Source organism: Amycolatopsis sp. NPDC049253, from assembly GCF_040678995.1.
Classification (GTDB): domain Bacteria; phylum Actinomycetota; class Actinomycetes; order Mycobacteriales; family Pseudonocardiaceae; genus Amycolatopsis.
In genome coordinates this window covers 95,007-116,945 of record NZ_JBFAQX010000024.1, presented here as the reverse complement: position 1 = coordinate 116,945, position 21,939 = coordinate 95,007, and the positions used below count along the sequence as shown (strand labels likewise).

Here is a 21,939-nt window from a genome sequence, read left to right as displayed (position 1 = left end):
GGCCCGCCCGCTGTCGCCGGCGCGACGGTGGTTCCGGTGGCGAATCAAGTAACCAACTGGTTGGATGATGGACGGAGGTGGTCACCGTGACCGGACCGTTCGTCTTCATCGCCACCAACAGCGTGGTCCCCGGCAGGTTCGACGCCGAGCAGGGCCGCGCGCCCGGCTGGGCCCGGTTCGTCGACGCCCACGAGCCGCGGCTGATCGCGTTCCACGAGTACGCGAGCGCGGACGGCACCGAGGTCGAGTTCGTGCAGGTCCACCCGGACACCGACTCGTTCGAGCACCACATGCGCGTGCTCACCGAGCACGCCGACCCGGCGTTCCGCGAGAACCTCACGGCCACCACGAGCATCCGCGTCCACGGCACGCCCACGGAGGCGATCCTGACGATGCTGCGCGACCTGGCCGGCGCGGGCGTGCCGATCACCGTCTTCCCGCACCACTTGGGCGGCTTCACGCGCGGCTGAGCGCATTTTTCGCGGCGATTTTCCGGCCGGAGGCCACAGTTCGGAAATGCCCCTTGCGCTCCGACGGCCGCACTGGTCCAATCCCCGCCATGGCCACGTGGACCGAAACGCCGCGACTGCGGCTGCGCCGGTTCACGCCCGCCGACGCCGGCGTGCTCGCGGATCTCCACGGTGATCCCGAGGTGATGCGCTTCGTCGACGACGGCCGCCCGGTGTCCCGTGAAGTCGTCGAGGGCACGACACTTCCGGGTTTCCTCGCGGAATACCGGGATCTGCCCGCGGGACTCGGGTGTTTCGCCGCCGTGAATTCGGCGACGGACCAATTCGCCGGGTGGTTCTCGGTGCGGCCGGCGACGAGCCGTGGTCTCGAGGGCGGCGGTACCGAAGTCGGATACCGCCTGCTGTCCGCGGTGTGGGGTCGCGGGTTCGCGACGGAAGGGCTGCAAGCGGTGCTGGGCAAGGCATTCGCGGAACTCGGTGCCGAGCGGGTCGTCGCGACGACGATGACGGTCAACACCCGTTCCCGGCGGGTGCTCGAGAAGGCGGGGCTCGTGCTCGTGCGCACCTTCTTCCTCGAGTGGCCGGAATACCTGGAAGGCGCGGAACACGGCGACGTCGAGTACGCGCTGTCCAGAGAGGAATGGGTGTCCAGCACCGCGCGACATTAGTCGACACGATAGGGTTCCCCCAGGCACGTCCTGTAGAAGGTGAAGGAACGACGAACCATGGCGCAGAAGGTTCACGTCGAGATGGTGGACGACATCGACGGCAGCATTGCCGATCAGACCGTCCCCTTCAGCCTCGACGGTGTGAGTTACGAGATCGATCTGTCCGAAGACAACGCCGCCGCGCTCCGCGATGAGCTCGCGCGCTACGTCAGCGCGTCCCGCCGTGTCGGGGGCCGCAAGGTGCGCATGGCCGCCGGGCAGGCGCCGCGGGCGACGTCGTCCGCCGCCGATCGGGAGCGCAACCGCCTCATGCGGGAGTGGGCCGAGGCCAACGGCTTCAAGGTGTCCGACCGGGGCCGGCTCCCCGCGGAGATCGTGAAGGCCTACGAAGAGCGGGAAGAAGAGATCGACGAGGTCGAAGAGGCTCCCGCCAAGCCGGCCCGCAAGCGTGCGCCGCGCAAGAAGGCCAACGCCTGAGCCGAGCTTCCGCGAAAGGGGTCCGTCACCGCGGTGACGGACCCCTTTCGGCTGTTACGGGATGCTTCGCCCACCACGGCGAAATCACCAGGCGGTGTAGCAGTGATGACACGTGATGACCGTGGTGATGGCCACACGACGACGGCGCCACGCGCGGGGTAGGGTAGCCAAGCCTAAATGTCCTGCGAGTGAAGGTAACCGACTGTGGCCGAGAGAGCCCGCCCGAGAACACTCTCGCTGACGGCGGGGCTCGTGGTGCTCCTGGTGGCGCTCGTGCTGGCCGCCGCGCTGAGCATCGCCGTCGGATCGCGCGGGCTGTCGTTCGGCACCGTCCTCGACTCCTTGTTCCACTACGACGCCACGAATCCCGATCACCTCGTGGTGCACGAGCTGCGCCTGCCGCGCACGCTCGTGGGTGTGCTCGCGGGTGTCGCACTGGGACTGTCCGGCGCCGTGATCCAAGGCGCCACGCGCAATCCGCTCGCCGACCCCGGCCTGCTGGGCGTGAACGCGGGCGCCGCGCTGTTCGTGGTGCTGGGCATCAGCACGCTCGGTATCACGACCGTCACCGGATACGTCTGGTTCGGCTTCGCCGGCGCGGCCGCCGCCGCGGTGGTCGTCTACGGGATCAGCGCGCTCGGCCGGGTCGGTGCCACACCGGTGAAGCTCGCGCTCGCGGGCGCGGCGGTGACGGCGGCGCTGCAGTCCGTCACGAGCGGGCTGCTGCTCACCGACACCACCACGTTCGACCAGTTCCGCTTCTGGCAGGTGGGCTCGCTGACCGGGCGCGACGCGTCGACGATCACGCAGGCCGTGCCGTTCATCGTGGTCGGTGTCGTGCTCGCGCTGGTGGCCGCGCGGATGCTCAACGCGCTGGCGCTGGGCGAGGACGTCGCCCGCGCGCTGGGTCAGAACGTGGCTGTGGCGCGGGCGGTCTGCGCGCTCGCGGTGGTCGTCCTCTGTGGATCGGCGACGGCGATCGCCGGCCCGATCGCCTTCGTCGGGCTGACCGTGCCGCACGTCGCGCGGCTGATCACCGGGCCCGACCACCGGTGGCTCCTGCCGTACTCCGCTTTGCTGGCGCCGTTGCTGCTGCTCGTGGCCGACGTGATCGGCCGGGTCATCGCGCGTCCGGCCGAGGTACAGGTGGGCATCGTGACCGCCGTGATCGGCGCGCCCGTGTTCATCGTGCTGGTGCGGCGCCGGAAGCTGGTGAAGGTGTGAAGCCGCCCCTGGAGCTGGCGGACGCGCTGAAGGCGGTCTCGGCCGCCCGCCGCCAGGGCGCGGCGCGGGTGTGGCTCGTGTCGATCGTGCTCTTCGTTCTGCTCGTCCTGGTTTTCGCGCTGTCGCTGGCCGTCGGCGACTTCAACGTCCCCTTGGGACAGCTGCCCGGCATCCTCTTCGGCGACGGCACGGGCGGCGGCGCCTACGTCGTCACGCAGCTGCGGCTCCCGCGCGCCGTGGCCGCCGTGCTCGTGGGTGTCGCGTTCGGACTCGGCGGCGCGCTTTTCCAGCGGCTGCTGCGCAATCCGCTCGCCAGCCCCGACGTGATCGGCGTGACGCAGGGGGCCAGCGCCGCCGCGGTGATCTGCCTGGTCCTGGTCGGCGTGTCCGGCCCGGTGCTCTCGGCCGCCGCGTTCGTCGGCGCGCTGCTCACCGGCGTGATCATCTACGTGCTCTCGCGCCGCGGCGGCGTGAACGGCTACCGGCTCGTGCTCATCGGTGTCGGGGTCGGCGCGGTGCTCGCCAGCATCGTGTCGTACCTGATGACGTGGGCCGACGTGACGCTGGCGCAACAGGCCCTGGTGTGGCTCACCGGCAACCTCAACGGCGCGAGCTGGGACAAGGTGGTGCCGCTCGCGATCGCCCTCGTGGTGCTCGGCCCGGCTGCGCTGCTGCTGAGCCGCGCGCTCACCGGGCTGCAGCTGGGCGACGACACCGCGGCCGGGCTCGGCCTGCGCGTGGAACGCATGCGGCTGCTGCTGCTCCTCGTCGCCACCGCGCTCGCCGCGTTCGCGACGGCGGCGGCCGGGCCGGTGAGCTTCGTGGCGTTCGTGGCGAACCCCGTGGCGACGCGGCTCGTGGGCGGCGCCCGCGTCGGCCTCGTCGCGCCCGCCCTCACCGGCGCGCTCGTGACGTTGCTCGGCGACTTCGTCGCGCAGCACCTGCTCGGCACGCAGCTGCCGGTGGGTGTCGTGACCGGGGCCGTCGGCGCGCCGTACCTGCTGTACCTCCTCGCCACGGCGAACCGGGCCGGCCGAGTCTGAGAGAGAAGGCGCGTGAAACCGACGACACCCACCCTGCATACCGAAGGTCTCGAGCTCGGCTACGGGCCCGTGACGGTGGTGAAGGACCTCTCGGTGCGCATCCCCGAGGGCAAGGTCACCATGATCGTGGGGACCAACGCGTGCGGTAAGTCGACGCTGCTGCGCGGCCTGGCGCGCCTGCTCGCCCCCTCGGCCGGTGCGGTGTTCCTCGACGGCGAGCGCATCTCCTCCTTGCGCAGCAAGGATGTCGCCCGGGTGCTCGGCCTGCTGCCGCAGTCGCCCACCGCGCCCGAGGGCATCACGGTCGCCGACCTCGTCGGCCGCGGCCGCTACCCGCACCAGGGCGTGTTCCGCCGCTGGAACGACGAGGACGACGACGCGGTGGCGCGCGCGATGCTGGCCACCGACACCGTGGAGCTCGCGGCCCGGCCCGTCGACGAGCTGTCGGGCGGGCAGCGCCAGCGCGTGTGGATCGCGATGGCGCTCGCGCAGCGCACGCCGTTGCTGCTGCTCGACGAGCCCACCACGTTCCTCGACATCAGCCACCAGGTCGAGGTGCTCGATCTGCTCGCCGACCTCAACCACAACGACGGCACCACCGTCGTGATCGTGCTGCACGACCTCAACCTCGCGGCCCGCTACGGCGATCACCTCATCGCCATGAAAAACGGGTCGATCGCCGCCGAGGGCGCCCCCGGCGACATCCTCACCGCCGAGCTCGTCGAGGACGTGTTCGGCATGCCCTGCCGGATCATCGGCGATCCCGTGTCCGGCACACCCATGGTCGTCCCGATCGGCCGCCACCGCGCTGGTACTCCCACCACCCAGCCCTAGGAAGGAACATCCCACGATGGCCAGATGGACCAAGGTCGTCGGCGTCCTCGCCGCCGTCATGCTCCTGGGCGCGTGCAGCCAGCCCGCCAACACGACCACCTCGGGCGTGGGGGACAAGGACGTCGCCACCGGCGGCCGCCTGTTCTCCACGGCCGACACCGAGACCGCCAAGCTGAAGGCCGACGTCGGTCCCGGCGTCTTCCCGCGCACGGCCACCCACGCGCTGGGCAAGACGAAGATCGAGAAGGCGCCCACCCGCGTGGTCGTGCTCGACAGCGGTGAGCTCGACGACGTGCTGGCGCTGGGCGTCACGCCCGTCGGCATGGCCACCACGGCCGGCCAGACCGGTGTGCCGAGCTACCTCGCCGACCGCGCCAAGGGCATCCCGACGATCGGCAACACCGACAACCTCAACCTCGAGAAGATCGCTTCGCTGCAGCCGGACCTGATCCTCGGCAGCAAGCTGCGCGCCAACGACCTGTACCCGCAGCTGTCGAAGATCGCGCCGACGGTGTTCAGCATCCGCCCGGGCTTCCCGTGGAAGGAGAACCTGCTGCTGGTGGGGGCGGCACTGGGCCAGGAGAACAAGGCCGTGGCGGCGCTGAACGCGTACCAGAAGAAGGCCGACGAGGTGAAGGCCGGGATCAAGGGCAACCCCAAGATCTCGTTGCTGCGCTTCCACTCCACGGGCATCCGGATCTACGGCGATCTGTCGTTCATCGGCGTGATCTTCAAGGACGTCGGCCTGCAGCGGCCGGACAACCAGCACATCAACGAGCTGGCCAAGCAGATCTCGCGCGAACGCATCGACGAGGCGAACGGCGACTGGATCTTCTACTCCAGCTACGGCGCGGGCCCGAACGCCGACGAGAAGGCCGTGACGAGCAGCGGGCTGTGGGCCGGCCTGAGCGCCGTGAAGTCGCAGCACGCCATCCGCGTCTCCGACGAGGTGTGGTTCCTCGGCCTGGGCCCGATCGGCGCCGACCACGTGCTCGACGACCTGAAGAAGTACCTCGGCTGACCTACTTCGCACTCTGACACCGCGCAGGCCTCCCCGGGCGATCCGGGCAGGCCTGCGCGGGTGTGGCGTCAGGCGCCGCGGTAGATCGTCTTGAACTGCTGGTAGTTGCCCAGCGCCTCCGGCCCAGCTCGCGGCCGATGCCGCCGGCCTTCACCCCGCCGAAGGGCGCTCCGGGTCGGGCAGGCAGGTGTTCACGCCGATCGTGGCCGTCTCGACGCGCCGGGCCACGGCCATGCCGCGGTCGGGGTCGGTGGTCCAGACGGTGCCGCCGAGCCCGAAGTCGGAGTCGTTGGCGATGGCCACGGCGTCGGCCTCGTCGCTGTAGGGGATCACCGACAGCACGGGCCCGAAGATCTCCTCGCGCGAAGTCGTGGCCGAGTTGTCCACCTCGGCGAAGATCGTCGGCTCCACGACCCAGCCGACGTCACGGCCGTTCGGCCGGCCGCCGCCGGTGGTCACCCCGTCCGCCTTCGGCCTTGCCCTTCGCGATGTAGCCCTCCACCCGGGCGCGGTGCGCGGAGCTGGCCATCGGGCCGACCGTGGTGCGCTCGTCGAGCGCGTCACCGATGACGCGCCCGCGGCAAGGTCGGTGAGCACGTCCACGACCTCGCCGTAGCGGTTGCGCGGCGCGAGCACGCGGGTGCCGAGGAAGCAGGTCTGGCCGTTGTTCATCATCGTGGCCACGACCAGGCCCTCGACGCTGCCGGCGACATCCGCGTCGTCGAGGATGATCGCCGCCGACTTGCCGCCCAGCTCCAGCGTGGCCGGGCGCAGCAGCCCCGCGCACGCCGAGGCGATCGCGCGGCAGGCCACCGTCGAGCCGGTGAACGTGACCTTGTCCACCCCGGCGTGCTTCACCAGGTACGCGCCGAGCTCGCGGCCACCCGGCACGATGCTCACCACGCCCGGTGGAAGGCCCAGGTCTTCGAGGACTTCGGCGAGCAGGAAGGTGTCGAGCACCGTCTCCGTCGAGCGCGTCACGACGATCGAGCAGCCGGCCGCCGGCGCAGGGGCGAGCTTGACGAACAGCAGCGTCTGCGGGAAGTTCCACGGCACGATCGCCGCGACGACACCCGCCGGTTCGCGGCGGACCACGGCGTTGCCGCCGAAGGCGCCCTGGCGGGTTTCCTCGACGGGTTGCTCGCGGATGGTCCCGCCGTACAGCTGCAGGAGCCCGGCCGGGTAGCCGGTCTCCGCCCGCATCGCGGGGCTCGCGATCGGCATGCCGTGCTGCGCATACACCGACGAACAACAAGTCTGGCGCGCTACGACAACTGTTCTGTAGAGCTTCGGGCCACCCTTTGGTTCGCGCCGCAATGAGGCGGCGCCCCAGTGACCGAGGAGCGTCGGCCTGCCGGCTTCGCACCAGCGGCATCTCCCAGGTCGTTCTGGGTGCGGTCGGCACGCATCGCGTCGAGGGTGCCGAGCGGAAGCAAGCCGCCGTGCCGTTCGGCGTGCAGCCCGGCGAACGCGCCCGCGAGTGCGTGGCTCGGCGACGTCGGGATCTACGATGTGCGGGGCACCACGCAGGTGGTGCGCCGCACGTCCCGCACGGGCAACGTCGAGCTGCTGAAGATCTGCCTGATCGAGCGCGGCGGCGCGCTCGTGGAGCAGGGCCGGCGGCGCGGCGCGCTGGGGGGATCACCGACCAGCCGTGGCTTTCGCGGGCGTTCCGGGCGGAGTACAGGGTGACGCCTTCGGGCCTGCGGCGGCGGATGACCGGGTCTTAGAGGCCCAGCCGCGCGTCGAGGTCGATCTTCCCGCCCACCGCGTCGAGGATCGCGCGCAGCGCGGTTTTCTCCTGCAGCGGCCGGCCGTGCTGGTCGGCGTGCGCGCGCATGAGGTTGCCGACGTGGCGCTCGGGGTTGCTCCAGTTCGGCCAGCGGCGGCGCGCGATCGTGGCCAGCTCGGCGAAGTCGGGGGTTTCCGGGGTGGTCGCGTCGAGCAGCCAGTTGAGGTAGGTGCGCAGCACGGCGACGGGGAAGCTGCCCGGGTGGCTGAGCGCGCCGTGGCCGGGCACGAACGTGCGGACGGTCGGGAAAGTCTTGTCCAGCCAGTAGAGCGCGTCGAGCCAGCCGGGGATCGAGCCGTGCAGCGCCATCGGCGTGGAGCCGACGGAGAGCAGGTCGCCCGTGAACAGCGTGCCGGTCTTGGGCTCGAACACCACCAGGTCGCCGTCGGTGTGCGCGACGCCGGGGAACGGCACGACCTCCACGACCACCCCGCCGAGGTCGACCTCACGCGGCGTGGTGACGGCGTGCACGGCCTCGGGTTTCGGCGCTTCGAGCGTGCCCCAGTTCGTGCAGTCGAACGTGTCCTCGTACCGCTGCGGCCCCGCCCGCACAGCGGACACGGCCGACTCGGCGGCGAGGATGCGCCCGCCGTTGCGCAGCGCCACGCCGGCGCCGTTGTGGTGCGCGCCGTGGGCGTGGGTGAGCACCAGCGTGAGCGGCATTTCGACGGTCGAGTACTTGCGGACGTCCTTGACCAGGTCGAGCGTGTCCCGCTCGGTGCCGCACGTGTCGACCAGCATCACGCCGGACCGGCCGCGGATCCAGCCGCAGTTGGACACGAGCCAGTCGGTCGGGCTGCGGACGTAGGCGACCACGCTCGGGTCGGAGTACCTGAGCGGCACGATGTTTCGCCTGATGGCGGGCATGGGGTCCCCCTCGTGGGCTGCGCCGCCGTGATCCCGGACCACTGCATGGTAGTGGATCACTGACCTGTGAATGGTATAGACCAAGCGGGCGTATGTCAGCAGGCTGCGAGCCCACCGTGTGCTACGTCGCACAGTCCACGCGGATACCTCCCTACGCCGACGGGCAGACCCTACCTCCGGTTCGGAGTTCCCTCAGGTCGGCGACTTGCGGTGACGTCGTGATCACTTCAGGTGAAGGGTTGTCCGGACCAGGTCGCGGGTGTGGTTCGGAACTTTAGTACTGCTTCCGGCGCTTGACCCGCCTTTGTCCGGTTTACGCGTTGACTCCTCGGTGACCAGCCGCCTACTGTCCGTTCAATCTGTTGAACCCCGTTCATATCTGTGAATGACGAGGTGTGTCGTGCGGCGCTGGTTGCCCGTGGTGTTGGCCGTGGCCCTGAGTTTGGCGTTCGCACCGGCGGGTTCGAGCGCCGCGAAAAGTGCGGGCCGGGTCCAGACGGACCTCGACGCGGGGTGGCGGTTCGTGCGGGCCGACGTGCCCGGAGCCGAGCAGCCCGGGTTCGCCGACGGGTCGTGGGAGCGCACGAGCGTGCCGCACACGTGGAACGCGCTCGACGGCCAGGACGGCGGCGGCAACTACTACCGCGGCGCCGGCTGGTACCGCAAGCACGTCACGCCGCCGCGAACCGCACCGGGCAAACGGCTGTGGCTGCAGTTCGACGGCGTCGACAGCGTCGCCGACGTGTGGGTCGACGGGGTGCACCTCGGACAGCACCGCGGGGGCTACGCGACGTTCCGCTTCGACGCGACCGACGCCCTGAAACCGGGGCGCGACAACGTGATCGCGGTGCGCGTGGACAACTCGGCGCAGGCCGACGTCGTCCCGCTCAGCGCCGACTACACGTTCTTCGGCGGCATCTACCGCGACGTCTCGCTGGTGGCCGTGGACCCGCTCGCCGTGCGGATGGACGATTTCGGCGGCCCGGGCTTCTACCTGACACCGCGCGCGGTGACGGCGGAGTCGGCGAGCATCGACGTGGTCACCAAGGTGCGCAACAGTTCCGGCGCCGCCCGTGCGGCAGCCGTGCGCACGACCGTCGCCGACGCCCGGGGGCACGTCGTCGCGCAGGCCACGTCGGAGCCGCGGCAGCTGGCCGGCGACGCCGACATCAAGCAGCAGCTGGGCATCGCCGAGCCGCACCTCTGGCAGGGCAAAGCCGACCCGTACCTCTACGACGCGACCGTCGACGTCCTCGACGCGCGCACCGGCCGCGTCACCGACACCGTGACGCAAACCCTGGGGCTCCGGGAATCCACGGTGGACCCCGACGAAGGGTTGTTCCTCAACGGAAAGCACGTCGCCCTCCACGGCGTCAACGCGCACCAGGACCGCCTCGACGAGGGCTGGGCCGTGGCCGACCGGCAGCGCGACCAGGACTTCGACCTCATGGACGAGATGGGCGTCAACGCGCTGCGGACCGCGCACTACCAGCAGTCCCAGCACGTCTACGACCTCGCCGACCAGCGCGGGTACGTGGTGTGGGCGGAGATCCCGCTCGTCAACGGCATCACCGACAGCGCCGCGTTCCGCGCCAACGCGACGCAGCAGATGTCGGAGCTCATCCGCCAGAACTGCCACCACCCGTCCATCGCGTTCTGGGGCATCGGCAACGAGCAGGCCAAGAACGACGACGTCGCCAACGGCATCCTGCAAACCCTCGCCGACCAGGTGAAGGCCGAGGACCCGACACGGCTTTCCGTGTACGCCAACCACAAGGGCGGCCAGGACGCCGTGTCCGGCCACGCGGACCTCGCGGCCTACAACAAGTACTACGGTTGGTACGACCTGTCCGCGCCCGGCCCCGGCCCGTGGACCGACCAGCTGCACGCGGCCGACCCCGCGCGCAAGATCGCGATCAGCGAGTACGGCGCCGGCGGCAGCATCCACGACCACGTCGAGATCTCCACGGTGAAACCGCCGGTGATCCCGTCGCGCGTGCACCCCGAGGAGTACGAGAGCTTCGTGCACGAGAACTCGTGGAAGCAGATCGAAACACGGCCCTACCTGTGGGGCACGTTCGTGTGGAACATGTTCGACTTCGCCTCCGACGGCCGCACCGAAGGCGACACCCTCGGCCGCAACGACAAGGGCCTGGTCACCTACGACCGCCAGGTCCGCAAGGACGCGTTCTACTGGTACAAGGCCAACTGGACGACCACGCCGTTCGTCTACCTCACCAGCCGCCGCTGGACCGACCGCACGACCGCGACCACCACGGTGAAGGCGTACGGCAACGGGGTGGACACGGTCGCGCTCACCCTGAACGGAACCCCGGTCGGCGCGCCCGCCGCGTCACCCGACCACATCTACACCTGGCCGGTCACGCTCAAGCCCGGCAAGAACGTGGTCACGGTGACCGGTGTCCGTAATGGACACTCCTACACGGACACCGTCACCTGGACGCTGACGCCGTAGCCGGCCGGAAGTCCGTGCGGTAGCGGCTGGGCGCGACCCCGACGTGGCGGGTGAAGTGCTGCCGGAACGACACTGGTGAGCCGAAGCCGCAACACCCGGCGATCTCGGCGACCGGCAGGTCGGAGCTCTCCAGCAGCTGCTGCGCCCGGGCGATGCGCTGGTCCAGCAGCCAGCGCACGGGCGTGGTGCCGGTCTCGGCCACGAACCGGCGCGCGAACGTGCGCTCGGACATCGACGCCCAGCCCGCCAGTTCGGCGACCGTCAACGGCCGCCGCAGCTCCCGCAACGCGCGTTCCCGCACGGCGGCCAGTGGTTCCTCGTCTCGGGGCGGCGTGGGAACGGTGATGAACTGCGCCTGCCCGCCCGAGCGGAACGGCGCCGTGACCATGGACCGGGCGATCGCCGCCGCGGCGTCCGCGCCCTGGGTGAGCCGCACGAGGTGCAGGCAGAGGTCGATGCCGGCGGCGACGCCCGCCGACGTCCACACCCCGTCGCCGCCGGCGTACAGCACGCCGGCGTCGACCTGGGCGGACGGATGCCGCCGCGCGAGCTCGGTCGTGAAGCGCCAGTGCGTGGCGGCCGATCGCCCGTCCAGCAGCCCGGCCGCGCCCAGCACGAACGCGCCCAGGCACAAGCCGGCGACCTGCGCGCCCGCCCGATGGGCCGCCCGCAACGCGGTGAGCAGCTCGGGCGCGGGCTTCGCGTCGAGGTTCGCCAGGCCCGGCACCACGACGACGTCCGCGGTGCGCACCCAGGCCAACGTCCGTTCCGGGGTGATGGTGGCGCCTCCCGTCAGCCGCACGGGGTCCTTCGTGGCCGCGCACTTGCGCAACTCGGCCCCCGGCCCGCTGCGCGCGCCCCACACCTCGTCGACCACGGCCGTGTCGAACAGCCGAGCCCCCTCGAACAGCACCAACGCGATCTTCTGCACCCCTAGAGGATAGCTGGCAGGATCTCATCGATGAACGACTTCACTGCCACTCACCGATGGCCGGCCGAACGAGGCAGGATGGCGGCATGACCACTTTCTCGCTGCGCCATCTCGGCGGTCCGACGTCGTTGATCACCTACGGCGGGGTGCGGTTCCTGACCGACCCGACGTTCGACCAGCCGGGGGAGTACCCGATCGGCAACCGCGCGCTCGTGAAGACGACCGGGCCCGTGGCGAGTCCTGCCGAGGTCGGCGCCGTGGACGCCGTGCTGCTGTCGCACGACCAGCATCCGGACAACCTCGACCGTGGTGGCCGCGCGTACCTCGAGACGGCGCCGCTCGTGCTCACCACGACCTCCGGGGCCGAACGCCTCGGCGGGACGGCCCGGGCGCTGCCGAACTGGGAGCACGTGGAGGTCGGGGGCGTGCGCGTGACCGGGATGCCCGCGCTGCACGGACCGGAGGGCTCCGAGCCCAAGGTCGGCGAGGTTACCGGCTTCCTGCTGTCCGCCGAAGGCCTGCCGGCGGTGTACGTGAGCGGCGACAACGCGTCGCTGACGCTGGTGCGCGAGATCGCCGGCCGCGTCGGGCCGGTGCCGATCGCCGTGCTGTTCGCGGGCGGGGCGCGCACGCCGCTCGTCGACGGCTTCCTCACGCTGCCGAGCCCGTCGGCCGCCGAGGCCGCGGAGATCCTGGGGGCCGTCGACGTGGTGCCGCTGCACTTCCAGGGCTGGGGCCACTTCACGCAGGGCGCCGACACGCTGGAGGAGGCGTTCGCCGGCAAGGCGGCAAGGCTGCACCTGCTCAAGCCGGGCGAGGAAGCCGAGGTCGGCTAGGGCCGCGGGGACCGGACGAGCGCGACCGCACCCAGCGCCACGGCCTTCGCACCACCCCTGGCCAGCCGCACGTCCACCGGAGAACCCGACAGCAGGGGGTGCTCGGCCAGTGCCTCCTGCATCGGCTTCTCCAGCAGCGCCCACGAGTTCGTCACGGAACCGCCGACCACGGCCGTCGCGATGCCGAGCAGGCCGCACGCGTGCGTGATCGCCTCGCCGAGGAAGCGCCCGGCGTCGGTGAACACCGTCAACGCGGCCTCGTCACCGTCCAGCGCGGCGGCCGCGACGGCCTCGGCGCGCAGGGACACGCCCGTCGCCTCCGCGTAGCGGCGGGCCAGGGAGCGGCCGGACGCGTAGGCCTCCAGGTGCCCGGTCTGCCCGCAGGTGCACGGCGCCGGGCCGTAGGTGCCGACGTGGCCGATCTCGCCGGCCCCCGTGCCGCCGCCGTGCAGGAGGGTGCCGTCCACGTACAGCGCGCCGCCGACACCCGTGCCCAGCGCGACGCCGAGCACGTGCCGGTCCGTTGTGGACAGTTCGCCGAGGAGGAACGCGTTCACGTCGTTCTCCGTCACCACCGGTACCCCGCCCAACCGAGCGGAAAGGCCCGCGTTGACGGCCGTGCCCGCCCAGCCCGTGAACGAGTCGCCGGTGACCACGATCGTCCCGGTCTCCGGCTCCACCACGCCGGCCGCGCCGACGCCGACCCCGGCCAGCTCGCCGTGCGCCAGGGACAGAACCAGCGCGGCCGCCCGGTCCAGGATCGCCGCGCCACCCAGGTGCGCACCCGAATCCGCCGCCGCCGACGCCAGCTCCCGGCCGTCGGCGTCACACACGACCACGAGCGTTTTCGACCCGCCGATGTCGACCCCGGCCCACGCTCCGCTCACGCCGCGGGATCCACGTCCGTCAGCGCGTCCCGGCGGCTCCGCTGCACCGCGGGGTCCGGCACGGGCGAGGACAGCAGCAACGCCTGCGTGTAGGTGTGCGACGGCTCCCGCAGCACCCGCGCGGCCGGCCCCTGCTCCACCAGCTCGCCGCCGCGCAGCACGGCGACGCGGTCGCACAGGCTGTCGACCACCGCGAGGTCGTGGCTCACGAACAGGCAGCCGAACCCGAACTCCTCGTGCAGCCGCTTGAACACGTCCAGCACCACGGCCTGCACGGACACGTCGAGCGCGCTCGTCGGCTCGTCGGCGATCAGCAGCTTCGGCCCCAGCACGAGCGCCCGCGCGAGGCTCACGCGCTGGCGCTGCCCACCGGACAGCTCGTGGCCGTAGCGCTCCATCAGCGACTCCGGCAGCTCCACGGCGTCGAGCAGCTCGCGCACGCGGCGCCGCCGCTCGGGGCGTCCGGCGGACGTGTGCATGACCAGCGGCTCGGCCACGGTCTGGCCCACGGTCATCCGCGGGTCCAGCGAAGACGCCGGATCCTGGAACACCGCGCCGATCTGGCGCCGCACCCCCCGCGCCGAGCGTCCCGTGCCGCGTGGCAACGGTCCGCCGAGCACCTCGACGCGACCCGACTTCGGCGTGATCAGGCCCAGCGCGCAGTTGCCCAGCGTCGTCTTGCCCGAGCCCGATTCGCCGACCAGCCCCACGATCTCGCCCGGCCCGACGCTCAGCGACACCGAGTCCACGGCCCGCTTCCCGCCGTACTCCACCACGATGTCCGTCAACGCCAGCACCGGCTTGTCCGGCGCCGGCGCGGCGTCGGCGTGCTCGCCCGCGCCCAGCCGCGGCACGGCGGCCAGCAGCTCACGCGTGTAGGCGACCTGCGGGGTGGAGAACAGCTCGGCCGTCGGAGCCTCTTCCACGAGCCGTCCGGAGCGCAGCACGAGCACCCGGTCGGCGACATCCGCCACCACGCCCATGTTGTGCGTGATCAGCAGCGTCGCCGTGCCCTCGGTCTCCCGGATGTCCCTCAGCAGGTCGAGGATCTGCTGCTGAACGGTGACGTCCAGCGCCGTCGTCGGCTCGTCCGCGATAATCAGCTTCGGTCGCGCGGCCAGTGCGATCGCGATCATCACGCGCTGGCGCAACCCACCGGAAAGCTCGTGCGGATACTGCTTCAGCCGCGCCTCGGGCTCCGGCACCCCCACGCGTGCCAGCAGCTCCACGCACCGCGGGAAGTAGTGCTTGTGCCGCCGTCGCCGGCGGTCGTGGTTGCGGATCGCCTCCGCGAGCTGGAAGCCGATGCGCAGCAAGGGGTTCAGCGCCGTCATCGGCTCCTGGAACACCATCCCCGCGCCCTGCCCGCGCAGGTGCCGCAGCTCTTCGCCGTTCAGCTCGAGCACGTTCCGCCCAGCCAGCTCGATCGCCCCCGACACCGAAGCCGACGCGGGCAGCAGCCCCAGCACGGCGAGCGCGGCCGTGCTCTTGCCCGAGCCGGATTCGCCGACCACCGCCACGATCTCGCCCGGCTCGACCGTCAGCGACAGCCCGTCGACGGCCGGGTCACCGTCCCCATAGGACACCCGCAGGTCGCGGATGTCGAGTACCGGCTCGCTCATCGCCGTCCCTTCACCGCGAACGCGTCGCGCAGTCCGTCGCCCAGGAAGTTGATCGCGCACACCACGAGCACGATCGCGATGCCCGGCGGCAGGATCAGCCACCACGCGCCGTCGAACGTGTAGGTGATGCCCTTCGACAGCATCGCGCCCCAGTCGGTGTCCGGCGCGGGCACGCCGAGGCCGAGGAAGCTCACGTACGCCACGAGCAGGATGGCGTCGGCGATCTGGAACGTCGCGTTCACCACCACCGTGCCGATGGCGTTGGGGATCACGTGCCGGAACACCACGCGCGTGCGGCTCGCGCCGAGCACCGTGATCGCGCGGATGTAGTCGCGTTCGCGCAGGCTCACCGTCTCCGCGCGCATCAGCCGCGCCGGTACCAGCCACGACACGCAGCCGATGATCAGCGCCAGCACTCCGACGCTGGGGGTGACCAGCGTGGCCGCCACCAGCAGCAGGAACAACGCGGGGATCGCGACGCCGGTGTCGACCACGCGCATCAGCACCGTGTCGAGCCAGCCGCCGGTGTAGCCGGCGAGCGCGCCCCACACCGCGCCGATCGCGGTGGCGATGAGCCCGGCCAGCACGCCGATGATCAGCGACGTCCGCCCGGCCACCATCAGCCGGCCGAGCACGTCGTAGCCGAGGTCGTCGGTGCCCAGCGGATGCCCGCTGCCGGGCCCGAGCCGCGCGGCGGAGAGGTCGGTGTGCGACTGGTCCGTGCCGTAGAGCAACGGGCCGAAGAAGCAGAAGAGGATCACCAGCAGCAGCAGGATCGCGCCGGCGAGCGCCGTGCGCCGCCCGAAGACCCGCGAAAGGACGGTCACGACCGCACCCCCTTCACCCGCACGCGCGGGTCGATCACGAGCTGCACGACGTCCGCGAGCAGCGAGCCGATCACGGTCGCCACGGCGATCACCAGCACCACCCCGAGCAGCACGGGGAAGTCGGCGTTGCGCGCGGCCGTCCAGAACAGCAGGCCGACGCCGGGGTAGTTGAACATCGACTCCACCACCAGCGAGCCGCTGAACACCACCGGCACGTAGTAGCCGAGCATCGACACGACCGACGTCAGCGAGTTGGGCCAGACGTGCCGCCAGATGATCGTGCGCTCCGGCGTGCCCTTCGCGCGGGCGGTGCGCACGTAGTCCTCGGCGAGGTTGTCCAGAGTGGACGCTCGCATGTACCGGCTGAACGCGGCCAGCGCCGCCCCCATGCCCGCGACCACCGGCAGCACCAGCGAGCCCGGTTGCGAGAGCAGCTCACCGATCGTCTCGCCCTGCGCGGCCTGCGCCGGGAACAACGGCAGCACCTGCGCGAACACGATGATCAGCACCAGCGACAAGAAGAACACCGGCGTCGCGTAGAGCAGGAACGTGACCCCGGTGGTCACGTGGTCCGCGGCCTTCCCGCGCCGCACCGCCTGCCACACGCCCACCGGCAGCGCCACCACGATCGCGAGCAACGTCGAGATCGCGGTGAGCAGCAGCGTCTTCGGCACGCGCTCTGCCAGCAGCGTCGAGACGGGGGAGTTCTGCGTGTACGAGTCGCCCAGGTCGCCGTGCAGCAGGCGCACCAGGTACTCCCAGTACTGCACGGGCAGCGGCTGGTCGAAGCCCTGGGCCTTGTTGAACGCGTCGATCTGCTCCTGCGTGGCCTTCACGCCGAGCACGCCGCGCGCCGGGCCACCGGGCAGCAGGTGCAGCAGCACGAACGTGACCACGGTGACCAGCAGCACCACGACCACGGCCAGCACGAGCCGCTTGAGGAGGTAGCGGGTCATGTCCTCACCTCGTCCAGTACCAGCGCTGCGGCTGCAGCCCGGCCAGCGGATCCTGGTTCACCCCGCGCAGCGCGGTGTCGATCGCCGACACCTGGTACGGCGGGTTCGGCAGCCAGAGCACGGGCAGCTGCTCGGCCAGATAGGCGCTGTAGTCGAGCATCGGCTGGTCGCCCGTGGCCAGGTTGGTCGCGGTGATCAGGTCGTCGGCGTGCTGGTCGGTGTAGCTGCCGAAGTTCGTCCCGGCGTCCGTGGCGAAGAGGTCCTCACCGCTCGGGTTGGCCGGGAAGTACCAGCTGCCCTGCGTGCCGAAGTACGACAGCTGCCACGAGCACGACGCCTCTTCCGGCTTGCACGCGGTTCCGTTGGCCAGCACGGTGTTCAGCGGCTGCGCGTTGATCTTCATCTCCACGCCGATCTTCGACAGCTCCGAGCGCAGCTCCTGCATCGTCCCGTCGGTCTCGTCGGAGCCCGACTCGGTCAGCATGGTGAGCGACAGCCGGGTGCCGGCTTCGACGCCCTCACCGCACTGAGTAGGTCCGCTGCCGGGCGACGCGCATTCGAGAACGCCGTCGGAGCCGGGTTTCCAGCCGTGGCCGGTGAGCAGCTTCCGTGCGGCGTCGAGGTCGAACGGATACGGGTTGGTCTTCTGCCGCGCCGACAGGTACTTCACGTCGTTGTCCTGCGGCACGGGGCCGTAGTCCACGCGAGCGGTGCCGCGCCAGATCACCTTCGTGATGCTGTCCTGGTCCACGGCGTGCTGCAGGGCCTGGCGCACGTACAGCTGCTTGAACGCCGCGCCGAGCTGCGGGTTGTTGAAGTTGAACGGCGAGTACGTGATCGACCAGCCGTTCCACGGTTCGATCCGGTAGCCCTGCGCCTCGAGTTTCGGGCGCTGGCCGAGGTTCGACGTCGGCACGTAGCCGTAGTCGACGCCGCCGGCGCGCAGCACGTTGTACTCGGCCGACGAGCTCGTGAAGGTCAGGAACTGCACGGTGTCGAGCTTCGCCGGGTCGGGGCCGGTGTACTTCGGGTTCTTGGCCAGCGTCACCTGGCCCGACGCGGTGAAGCCGGCGAGCGTGAACGGCCCGTTCACGACCTTCCACAGAGGATTCGTCGAGTACGTGCCGAGCTGCTTCGCCTGCGCCACCAGGAAGTCGAACACCTTCTTGGCACCGGCGGGGTCGCGGTCGAAGTCGCCGACCGGACCGGACGCGCTGGTGCGGTCCCACGCCTTCTGCGGCATCGGCACGACGAGGCTGAGCTGGTTGGCGGTGAACCAGTCGGCGTTGTAGGGCTTGTCGAGGGTGAGGGTGAACGTGTGGTCGTCGACGGCGTGGAAGGCCTTGATGTTGTCGGGCATCAGGCCTTCGGAGTACTTGCCCCAGTTGTCCTTGCCCGCGCGTACCAGGTTGAGCCAGAATTCGAAGTCGCGGCTGGTCAGGGGCTCACCGTTCGACCACGTGAGCGGCTTGAGCGTGATCGTCACGGTCCTGCCGTCGGCGGAGTAGCTCGGCGCGTTGGCGGCGCTGGAAGGATCGTCGAGCGTGACCGAGCCGGAGCTGCCGTCGTAGTTGTAGAGCGGGGTGTACAGCTCGTTCCGGATGGCGCCGTTGTAGCTCGCGCCGTAGCCGGGGATCGAGATCGGCAGGATCCAGTTCGGGGTCGCCGACGGGGGCATCGCGAACCGCGCGCTGCCGCCGGTCACCGGCTTGCCCGTGCCACCGCCGTGCTGCTCGCGGCTCGTCGCGCAGCCGGCGAGCGCCAGCGCGGCGGCGAGCGTGACCCCGAGCGCGGCGCGCCACCGGTGTCGAGCCATCCGCATCACTTCCAACATCCTTGGTGTAAGTCGATGTCGAGGAACTGGGCATGTTCTTGGTTGCCGTGTAATGTCGCACGCGTGTTGGAAATTGCCAAGAGGCGATTTCGGGGGCAAGTTTCCGGACAGTTACATCAGGCATGAAGTAAGTAGGTGACAGCCGTGGCCCAGGATCCCGCCGGTCTGCTGCGGCTGCTCTGGCTCGTCGCCCACGAGCACGCCGTCTCGCGCATGGACCTCGCGCGCGTGCTCGGTCTGCCGCAGTCGACGGTGTCCGTCCGGACGCAGGCGCTGATCTCCGCCGGAGTGCTCGTCGAGGCCGGCGAGGGCAGCTCCGCCGGCGGCCGGCGACCGAAGCTGTTGTCCGTCCACGCGGGGTTCGGCCACGTCTGGGCCGCCGACGTCGGTTCGCGCCACGTGCGCATCGGCGCGCTCGACATCGCGGGGAACCTGCTGCACGTGACCGAGCGGCCGCTGGACATCAACCGCGAACCGGCGCAGGTCGTCGCGGCTTTCGCCGACACCGTGCGGGAAGTCGCGGCCGAGGCGCGGTGCCCGGGCCGGCAGCTCGGCATCGGCGTCGCGTTCCCCGGACCGGTCGACGTCGGAGCGGGCACGATCACGCTGCCCTCGCGCATGCCGGGCTGGCGCGGGTTCGCGGTGCGCGACGCGTTGCGTGAGCACTTCGACCTACCGGTAGCTGTGGACAATGACGCGAACCTGCAAGCGCTGGGCGAAAGCGTCGCCGGGCCGCCCGGACGCACGTTGCTCGTGGTGAAGGCGGGCACGGGCATCGGCTCGGGGCTGGTCGTGACCGGCCGGCTGTACCGTGGCCGCGCCGGCGTCGCGGGCGACATCAGCCACGTGCGCGTGCCCGCGGCCGGGGATCGCCCGTGTACCTGCGGGAACCGGGGCTGCCTGGAGACCGTGGCCAGCGGCGCGGCCCTCGTGGCGCAGCTGCGCGAGCAAGGCGTGGACGTCGGCAGCACCGCGCAGGTCATGGCGACGGCGGAGGACGGGCACCCCGACGCGACCACGGCCGTGCGACGCGCGGGCCTGCAGCTCGGCGAGGTGCTGGCCACGGTGGTGAACTTCGGCAACCCCGACGAAGTGCTGCTCGGCGGCGCGCTGTCGGGTTCGGAGGCGTTCGTGGCGGCCGTGCGCGGTGCGCTCTACGAACGCTGTCTTCCCCTGGCCACCAGGGAGCTGCGCATCGATCGGGTGCGCTTCGGCCCGGACGCCGGGCTGTACGGCGCGGGCGCGCTGGTGCTGGACGAGGTCTTCGACGAAGCGATACGGAGCGGACGATGACGAAGGTGCGGATCGGGATCACGGGGATCGCCATCGAATCGAGCACGTTCTCCCCGCACCGCTCCACCGTGGCCGACTTCCACGTGACGCGCGGCGACGAACTGCTGGCGCGCTATCCGTTCCTGCGCGAGGACCGTCCTTCGTGGACGGAAGACGTCGAATGGGTGCCGCTGGTGCACGCCCGTTCGCTGCCCGGCGGCGCGGTGACCGAAGAGGCGTACGCGGAGCTGTCGGGGGAGATCCTGGAGCGGGTGCGCGCGGCGGAGCGTCTCGACGGGTTGTTCTTCGACATCCACGGTGCGATGAGCGTGGTCGGCCGGACGGACGTCGAAGCCGCACTGGCCACCCGGATCCGCTCGATCCTCGGGCCTTCGGTGCTCATCTCGGCGTCGATGGACCTGCACGGCAACGTCTCGCGCGAGCTGGCGACGGCGCTTGACCTGATCACCTGCTACCGCAAGGCCCCGCACACCGACGCGTGGGACACGCGCGAGCGCGCGGCCCGCAACCTCGCGGCTCGCCTGCGGCACGGGGGCAAGCCCAAGAAGGCGTGGGTGCAGGTGCCGGTGCTGCTGCCGGGCGAGAAGACCAGCACCCGCCTCGAACCCGCCAAGAGCGTCTACGCCGCCGTCGACGAGGTCGAGGCGCTCGACGGTGTGCTCGACGCCGCCATCTGGGTCGGTTACGCCTGGGCCGACGAACCGCGTTGCCAGGCCGCCGTGGTCGTGTCCGGTGACGACGAAGACGTCCTCCTGCGGCAGGCCGGACGGCTCGCGAAGTCCTATTGGGACGCCCGGCGCGACTTCGCCTTCGTCGCCCCGACGGGAACCCTGGCCGAATGCCTGGAGCAGGCCGTCGCGTCGACCGCGCGGCCGTTCTTCGTCAGCGACTCCGGCGACAACCCGACCGCCGGTGGCGCCGGGGACACGTCCTGGAGCCTGGACGTCCTCCTGCGCACTCCGGCCATTGTGGACTCCGAGCTGACCACGCTGTACGCGGCGATCGTGGACCCGGAAGCCGTCGCGACGGCGGTGTCGGCCGGGCCGGGTGCCACGGTTTCGGTGGAGCTGGGCGGAAAAGTCGACTCCGGTCCGCACGGCCCGGTGCCCGTGACCGCGCGCGTCGAGGCGATCGACGCCGCGGACCCGGTCGCCGGCACGGCCGTGGTGTTCGCCGTCGGCGGCCTGCGCGTGATCGTCACCGCGCGGCGCAAGCCGTACCACCTGGAGTCCGACTTCCTGGCCCTCGGCCTGCGCCCGCGTGAAGCCGACGTGGTGATCGTGAAAATCGGCTACCTGGAACCGGAGCTGTACGACCTGGCCGCCGACTGGCTGCTCGCCCTCACGCCCGGGGGCGTCGACCAAGACTTGCTGCGCCTCGGGCACGCCGGGATCGAACGGCCGATGTTCCCGTTCGACGCCGAGATGGCGGACCCGCCGCTGTTGCCCGAGCTGCTCTGAGCGCCACGGCCGTCAGCGCGCCGAAGGCCAGGTGGTCGAGCCACTGCGCGCCGCGCGGCAACGCCCGGATCGCCGGGTTGCGCCGCCCGACGATCTCCAGGTCCAGCACCGCGATGGCCGCGCCCGCGGCCACCCCGTCGGCGACCGAGAGCGGCCGGCGGCGGTCCACGTAGGCGAGCCCGGCCGTCCAGCCGGCGGACACCAGCCCGTGGACCAGCGCGCCCCGCACCAGCCCGGCCTTGCCGCCGGGCGCGAGCGTGCCCGCCGCGCGCGTCGCTGCCAGCGGATCACCACGCGTGATCACCGCGTGCAAGGTCGACGGCAGCCCGCTGCCGGTCGCTGCCACTGTCCAAGCCTTGACTACCCTCTTCACCAGGCCAGTATGCCGCAGGGCTTGACATGCAGTCATTTGCCTGCCTTA

21 protein-coding genes are annotated in these 21,939 nt (G+C 71.1%); 12 read left to right on the top strand and 9 right to left on the bottom strand.

What is annotated here, in order from left to right; all coding sequences use genetic code 11:
* Window positions 1-86 precede the first annotated feature (86 nt).
* From AB0K15_RS36665 to AB0K15_RS36635, 7 genes are all read left to right on the top strand, one after another.
* Window positions 87-470 (top strand): hypothetical protein, encoded by a 384-nt coding sequence (locus AB0K15_RS36665; protein WP_364061362.1) that lies wholly within the window; start codon window positions 87-89, stop codon window positions 468-470.
* Window positions 471-559: 89 nt separating this feature from the next.
* Complete coding sequence (locus AB0K15_RS36660) at window positions 560-1,138, top strand: GNAT family N-acetyltransferase (protein WP_364061358.1); 579 nt, start codon at window positions 560-562, stop codon at window positions 1,136-1,138.
* Between the two features lie 57 nt (window positions 1,139-1,195).
* A complete protein-coding gene (locus tag AB0K15_RS36655) occupies window positions 1,196-1,615 on the top strand; it encodes an Lsr2 family protein (protein WP_364061355.1) in 420 nt (139 codons plus the stop codon).
* 204 nt (window positions 1,616-1,819) lie between these two features.
* Window positions 1,820-2,839 carry an iron chelate uptake ABC transporter family permease subunit gene (locus AB0K15_RS36650; protein ID WP_364061352.1) on the top strand — a complete coding sequence of 340 codons (1,020 nt, stop codon included), beginning with the start codon at window positions 1,820-1,822 and terminating at the stop codon, window positions 2,837-2,839.
* Window positions 2,836-3,882: an iron chelate uptake ABC transporter family permease subunit gene (locus AB0K15_RS36645; protein WP_364061349.1), complete on the top strand. Its 1,047-nt coding sequence runs from the start codon at window positions 2,836-2,838 to the stop codon at window positions 3,880-3,882. The genes AB0K15_RS36650 and AB0K15_RS36645 overlap by 4 nt, the downstream gene beginning before the upstream one ends.
* Window positions 3,883-3,915: 33 nt before the next feature.
* Entirely contained in the window at window positions 3,916-4,716 is an 801-nt protein-coding gene (locus AB0K15_RS36640) for an ABC transporter ATP-binding protein (RefSeq protein ID WP_364061395.1), read from the top strand.
* 16 nt (window positions 4,717-4,732) lie between these two features.
* Window positions 4,733-5,737, top strand: coding sequence for an iron-siderophore ABC transporter substrate-binding protein (locus tag AB0K15_RS36635; protein WP_364061346.1), 1,005 nt, complete (start codon window positions 4,733-4,735; stop codon window positions 5,735-5,737).
* 150 nt (window positions 5,738-5,887) lie between these two features.
* On the opposite strand, the gene AB0K15_RS36630 is transcribed toward AB0K15_RS36635, so the two are convergent.
* Window positions 5,888-6,961, bottom strand: coding sequence for an aldehyde dehydrogenase family protein (locus tag AB0K15_RS36630; RefSeq protein WP_364061343.1), 1,074 nt, complete (start codon window positions 6,959-6,961; stop codon window positions 5,888-5,890).
* Window positions 6,962-7,156: 195 nt separating this feature from the next.
* Between AB0K15_RS36630 and AB0K15_RS36625 the strand changes: the two genes are divergently transcribed.
* Window positions 7,157-7,429, top strand: coding sequence for a hypothetical protein (locus AB0K15_RS36625; RefSeq protein ID WP_364061340.1), 273 nt, complete (start codon window positions 7,157-7,159; stop codon window positions 7,427-7,429).
* A 34-nt stretch (window positions 7,430-7,463) separates the two neighbouring features.
* On the opposite strand, the gene AB0K15_RS36620 is transcribed toward AB0K15_RS36625, so the two are convergent.
* The gene (locus AB0K15_RS36620; RefSeq protein WP_364061337.1) at window positions 7,464-8,396 is read right to left on the bottom strand and encodes an MBL fold metallo-hydrolase; all 933 of its coding nucleotides are present in this window, start codon (window positions 8,394-8,396) and stop codon (window positions 7,464-7,466) included.
* Window positions 8,397-8,826: 430 nt separating this feature from the next.
* Here AB0K15_RS36620 and AB0K15_RS36615 point away from each other — a divergent pair, with 430 nt between their 5' ends.
* The gene (locus AB0K15_RS36615; RefSeq protein ID WP_364061334.1) at window positions 8,827-10,872 is read left to right on the top strand and encodes a glycoside hydrolase family 2 TIM barrel-domain containing protein; all 2,046 of its coding nucleotides are present in this window, start codon (window positions 8,827-8,829) and stop codon (window positions 10,870-10,872) included.
* Here the strand turns inward: AB0K15_RS36615 and AB0K15_RS36610 are convergent.
* Window positions 10,850-11,803: a helix-turn-helix domain-containing protein gene (locus AB0K15_RS36610; protein ID WP_364061331.1), complete on the bottom strand. Its 954-nt coding sequence runs from the start codon at window positions 11,801-11,803 to the stop codon at window positions 10,850-10,852. The genes AB0K15_RS36615 and AB0K15_RS36610 overlap by 23 nt on opposite strands.
* Before the next feature lie 86 nt (window positions 11,804-11,889).
* On the opposite strand from AB0K15_RS36610, the gene AB0K15_RS36605 reads away from it, so the two are divergent.
* Window positions 11,890-12,639 carry an MBL fold metallo-hydrolase gene (locus tag AB0K15_RS36605; RefSeq protein WP_364061328.1) on the top strand — a complete coding sequence of 250 codons (750 nt, stop codon included), beginning with the start codon at window positions 11,890-11,892 and terminating at the stop codon, window positions 12,637-12,639.
* On the opposite strand, the gene AB0K15_RS36600 is transcribed toward AB0K15_RS36605, so the two are convergent.
* Genes AB0K15_RS36600 through AB0K15_RS36580 form a run of 5 tightly spaced genes read right to left on the bottom strand, consistent with a single transcriptional unit; the run spans window position 12,636 to window position 18,747 of the window.
* Window positions 12,636-13,526, bottom strand: a complete 891-nt coding sequence (locus tag AB0K15_RS36600) for an ROK family protein (RefSeq protein ID WP_364061326.1) — start codon at window positions 13,524-13,526, stop codon at window positions 12,636-12,638. The two genes, AB0K15_RS36605 and AB0K15_RS36600, sit on opposite strands and share 4 nt — an antisense overlap.
* Entirely contained in the window at window positions 13,523-15,148 is a 1,626-nt protein-coding gene (locus AB0K15_RS36595; RefSeq protein WP_364061323.1) for an ABC transporter ATP-binding protein, read from the bottom strand. Before AB0K15_RS36595 ends, AB0K15_RS36600 begins: the two co-directional genes overlap by 4 nt.
* Complete coding sequence (locus AB0K15_RS36590; RefSeq protein WP_364061320.1) at window positions 15,145-15,975, bottom strand: ABC transporter permease; 831 nt, start codon at window positions 15,973-15,975, stop codon at window positions 15,145-15,147. Before AB0K15_RS36590 ends, AB0K15_RS36595 begins: the two co-directional genes overlap by 4 nt.
* On the bottom strand, window positions 15,972-16,931 hold the full coding sequence (locus AB0K15_RS36585) for an ABC transporter permease (protein ID WP_364061317.1): 960 nt from the start codon (window positions 16,929-16,931) through the stop codon (window positions 15,972-15,974). Before AB0K15_RS36585 ends, AB0K15_RS36590 begins: the two co-directional genes overlap by 4 nt.
* Window positions 16,932-16,935: 4 nt before the next feature.
* Window positions 16,936-18,747: a peptide ABC transporter substrate-binding protein gene (locus tag AB0K15_RS36580; RefSeq protein WP_364061314.1), complete on the bottom strand. Its 1,812-nt coding sequence runs from the start codon at window positions 18,745-18,747 to the stop codon at window positions 16,936-16,938.
* Between the two features lie 162 nt (window positions 18,748-18,909).
* Between AB0K15_RS36580 and AB0K15_RS36575 the strand changes: the two genes are divergently transcribed.
* Both AB0K15_RS36575 and AB0K15_RS36570 read left to right on the top strand, forming a co-directional pair.
* A complete protein-coding gene (locus tag AB0K15_RS36575; RefSeq protein WP_364061311.1) occupies window positions 18,910-20,058 on the top strand; it encodes an ROK family protein in 1,149 nt (382 codons plus the stop codon).
* Window positions 20,055-21,518: a M81 family metallopeptidase gene (locus tag AB0K15_RS36570; RefSeq protein ID WP_364061308.1), complete on the top strand. Its 1,464-nt coding sequence runs from the start codon at window positions 20,055-20,057 to the stop codon at window positions 21,516-21,518. Before AB0K15_RS36575 ends, AB0K15_RS36570 begins: the two co-directional genes overlap by 4 nt.
* On the opposite strand, the gene AB0K15_RS36565 is transcribed toward AB0K15_RS36570, so the two are convergent.
* Window positions 21,400-21,891: a hypothetical protein gene (locus AB0K15_RS36565; protein ID WP_364061305.1), complete on the bottom strand. Its 492-nt coding sequence runs from the start codon at window positions 21,889-21,891 to the stop codon at window positions 21,400-21,402. The two genes, AB0K15_RS36570 and AB0K15_RS36565, sit on opposite strands and share 119 nt — an antisense overlap.
* Window positions 21,892-21,939 lie beyond the last annotated feature (48 nt).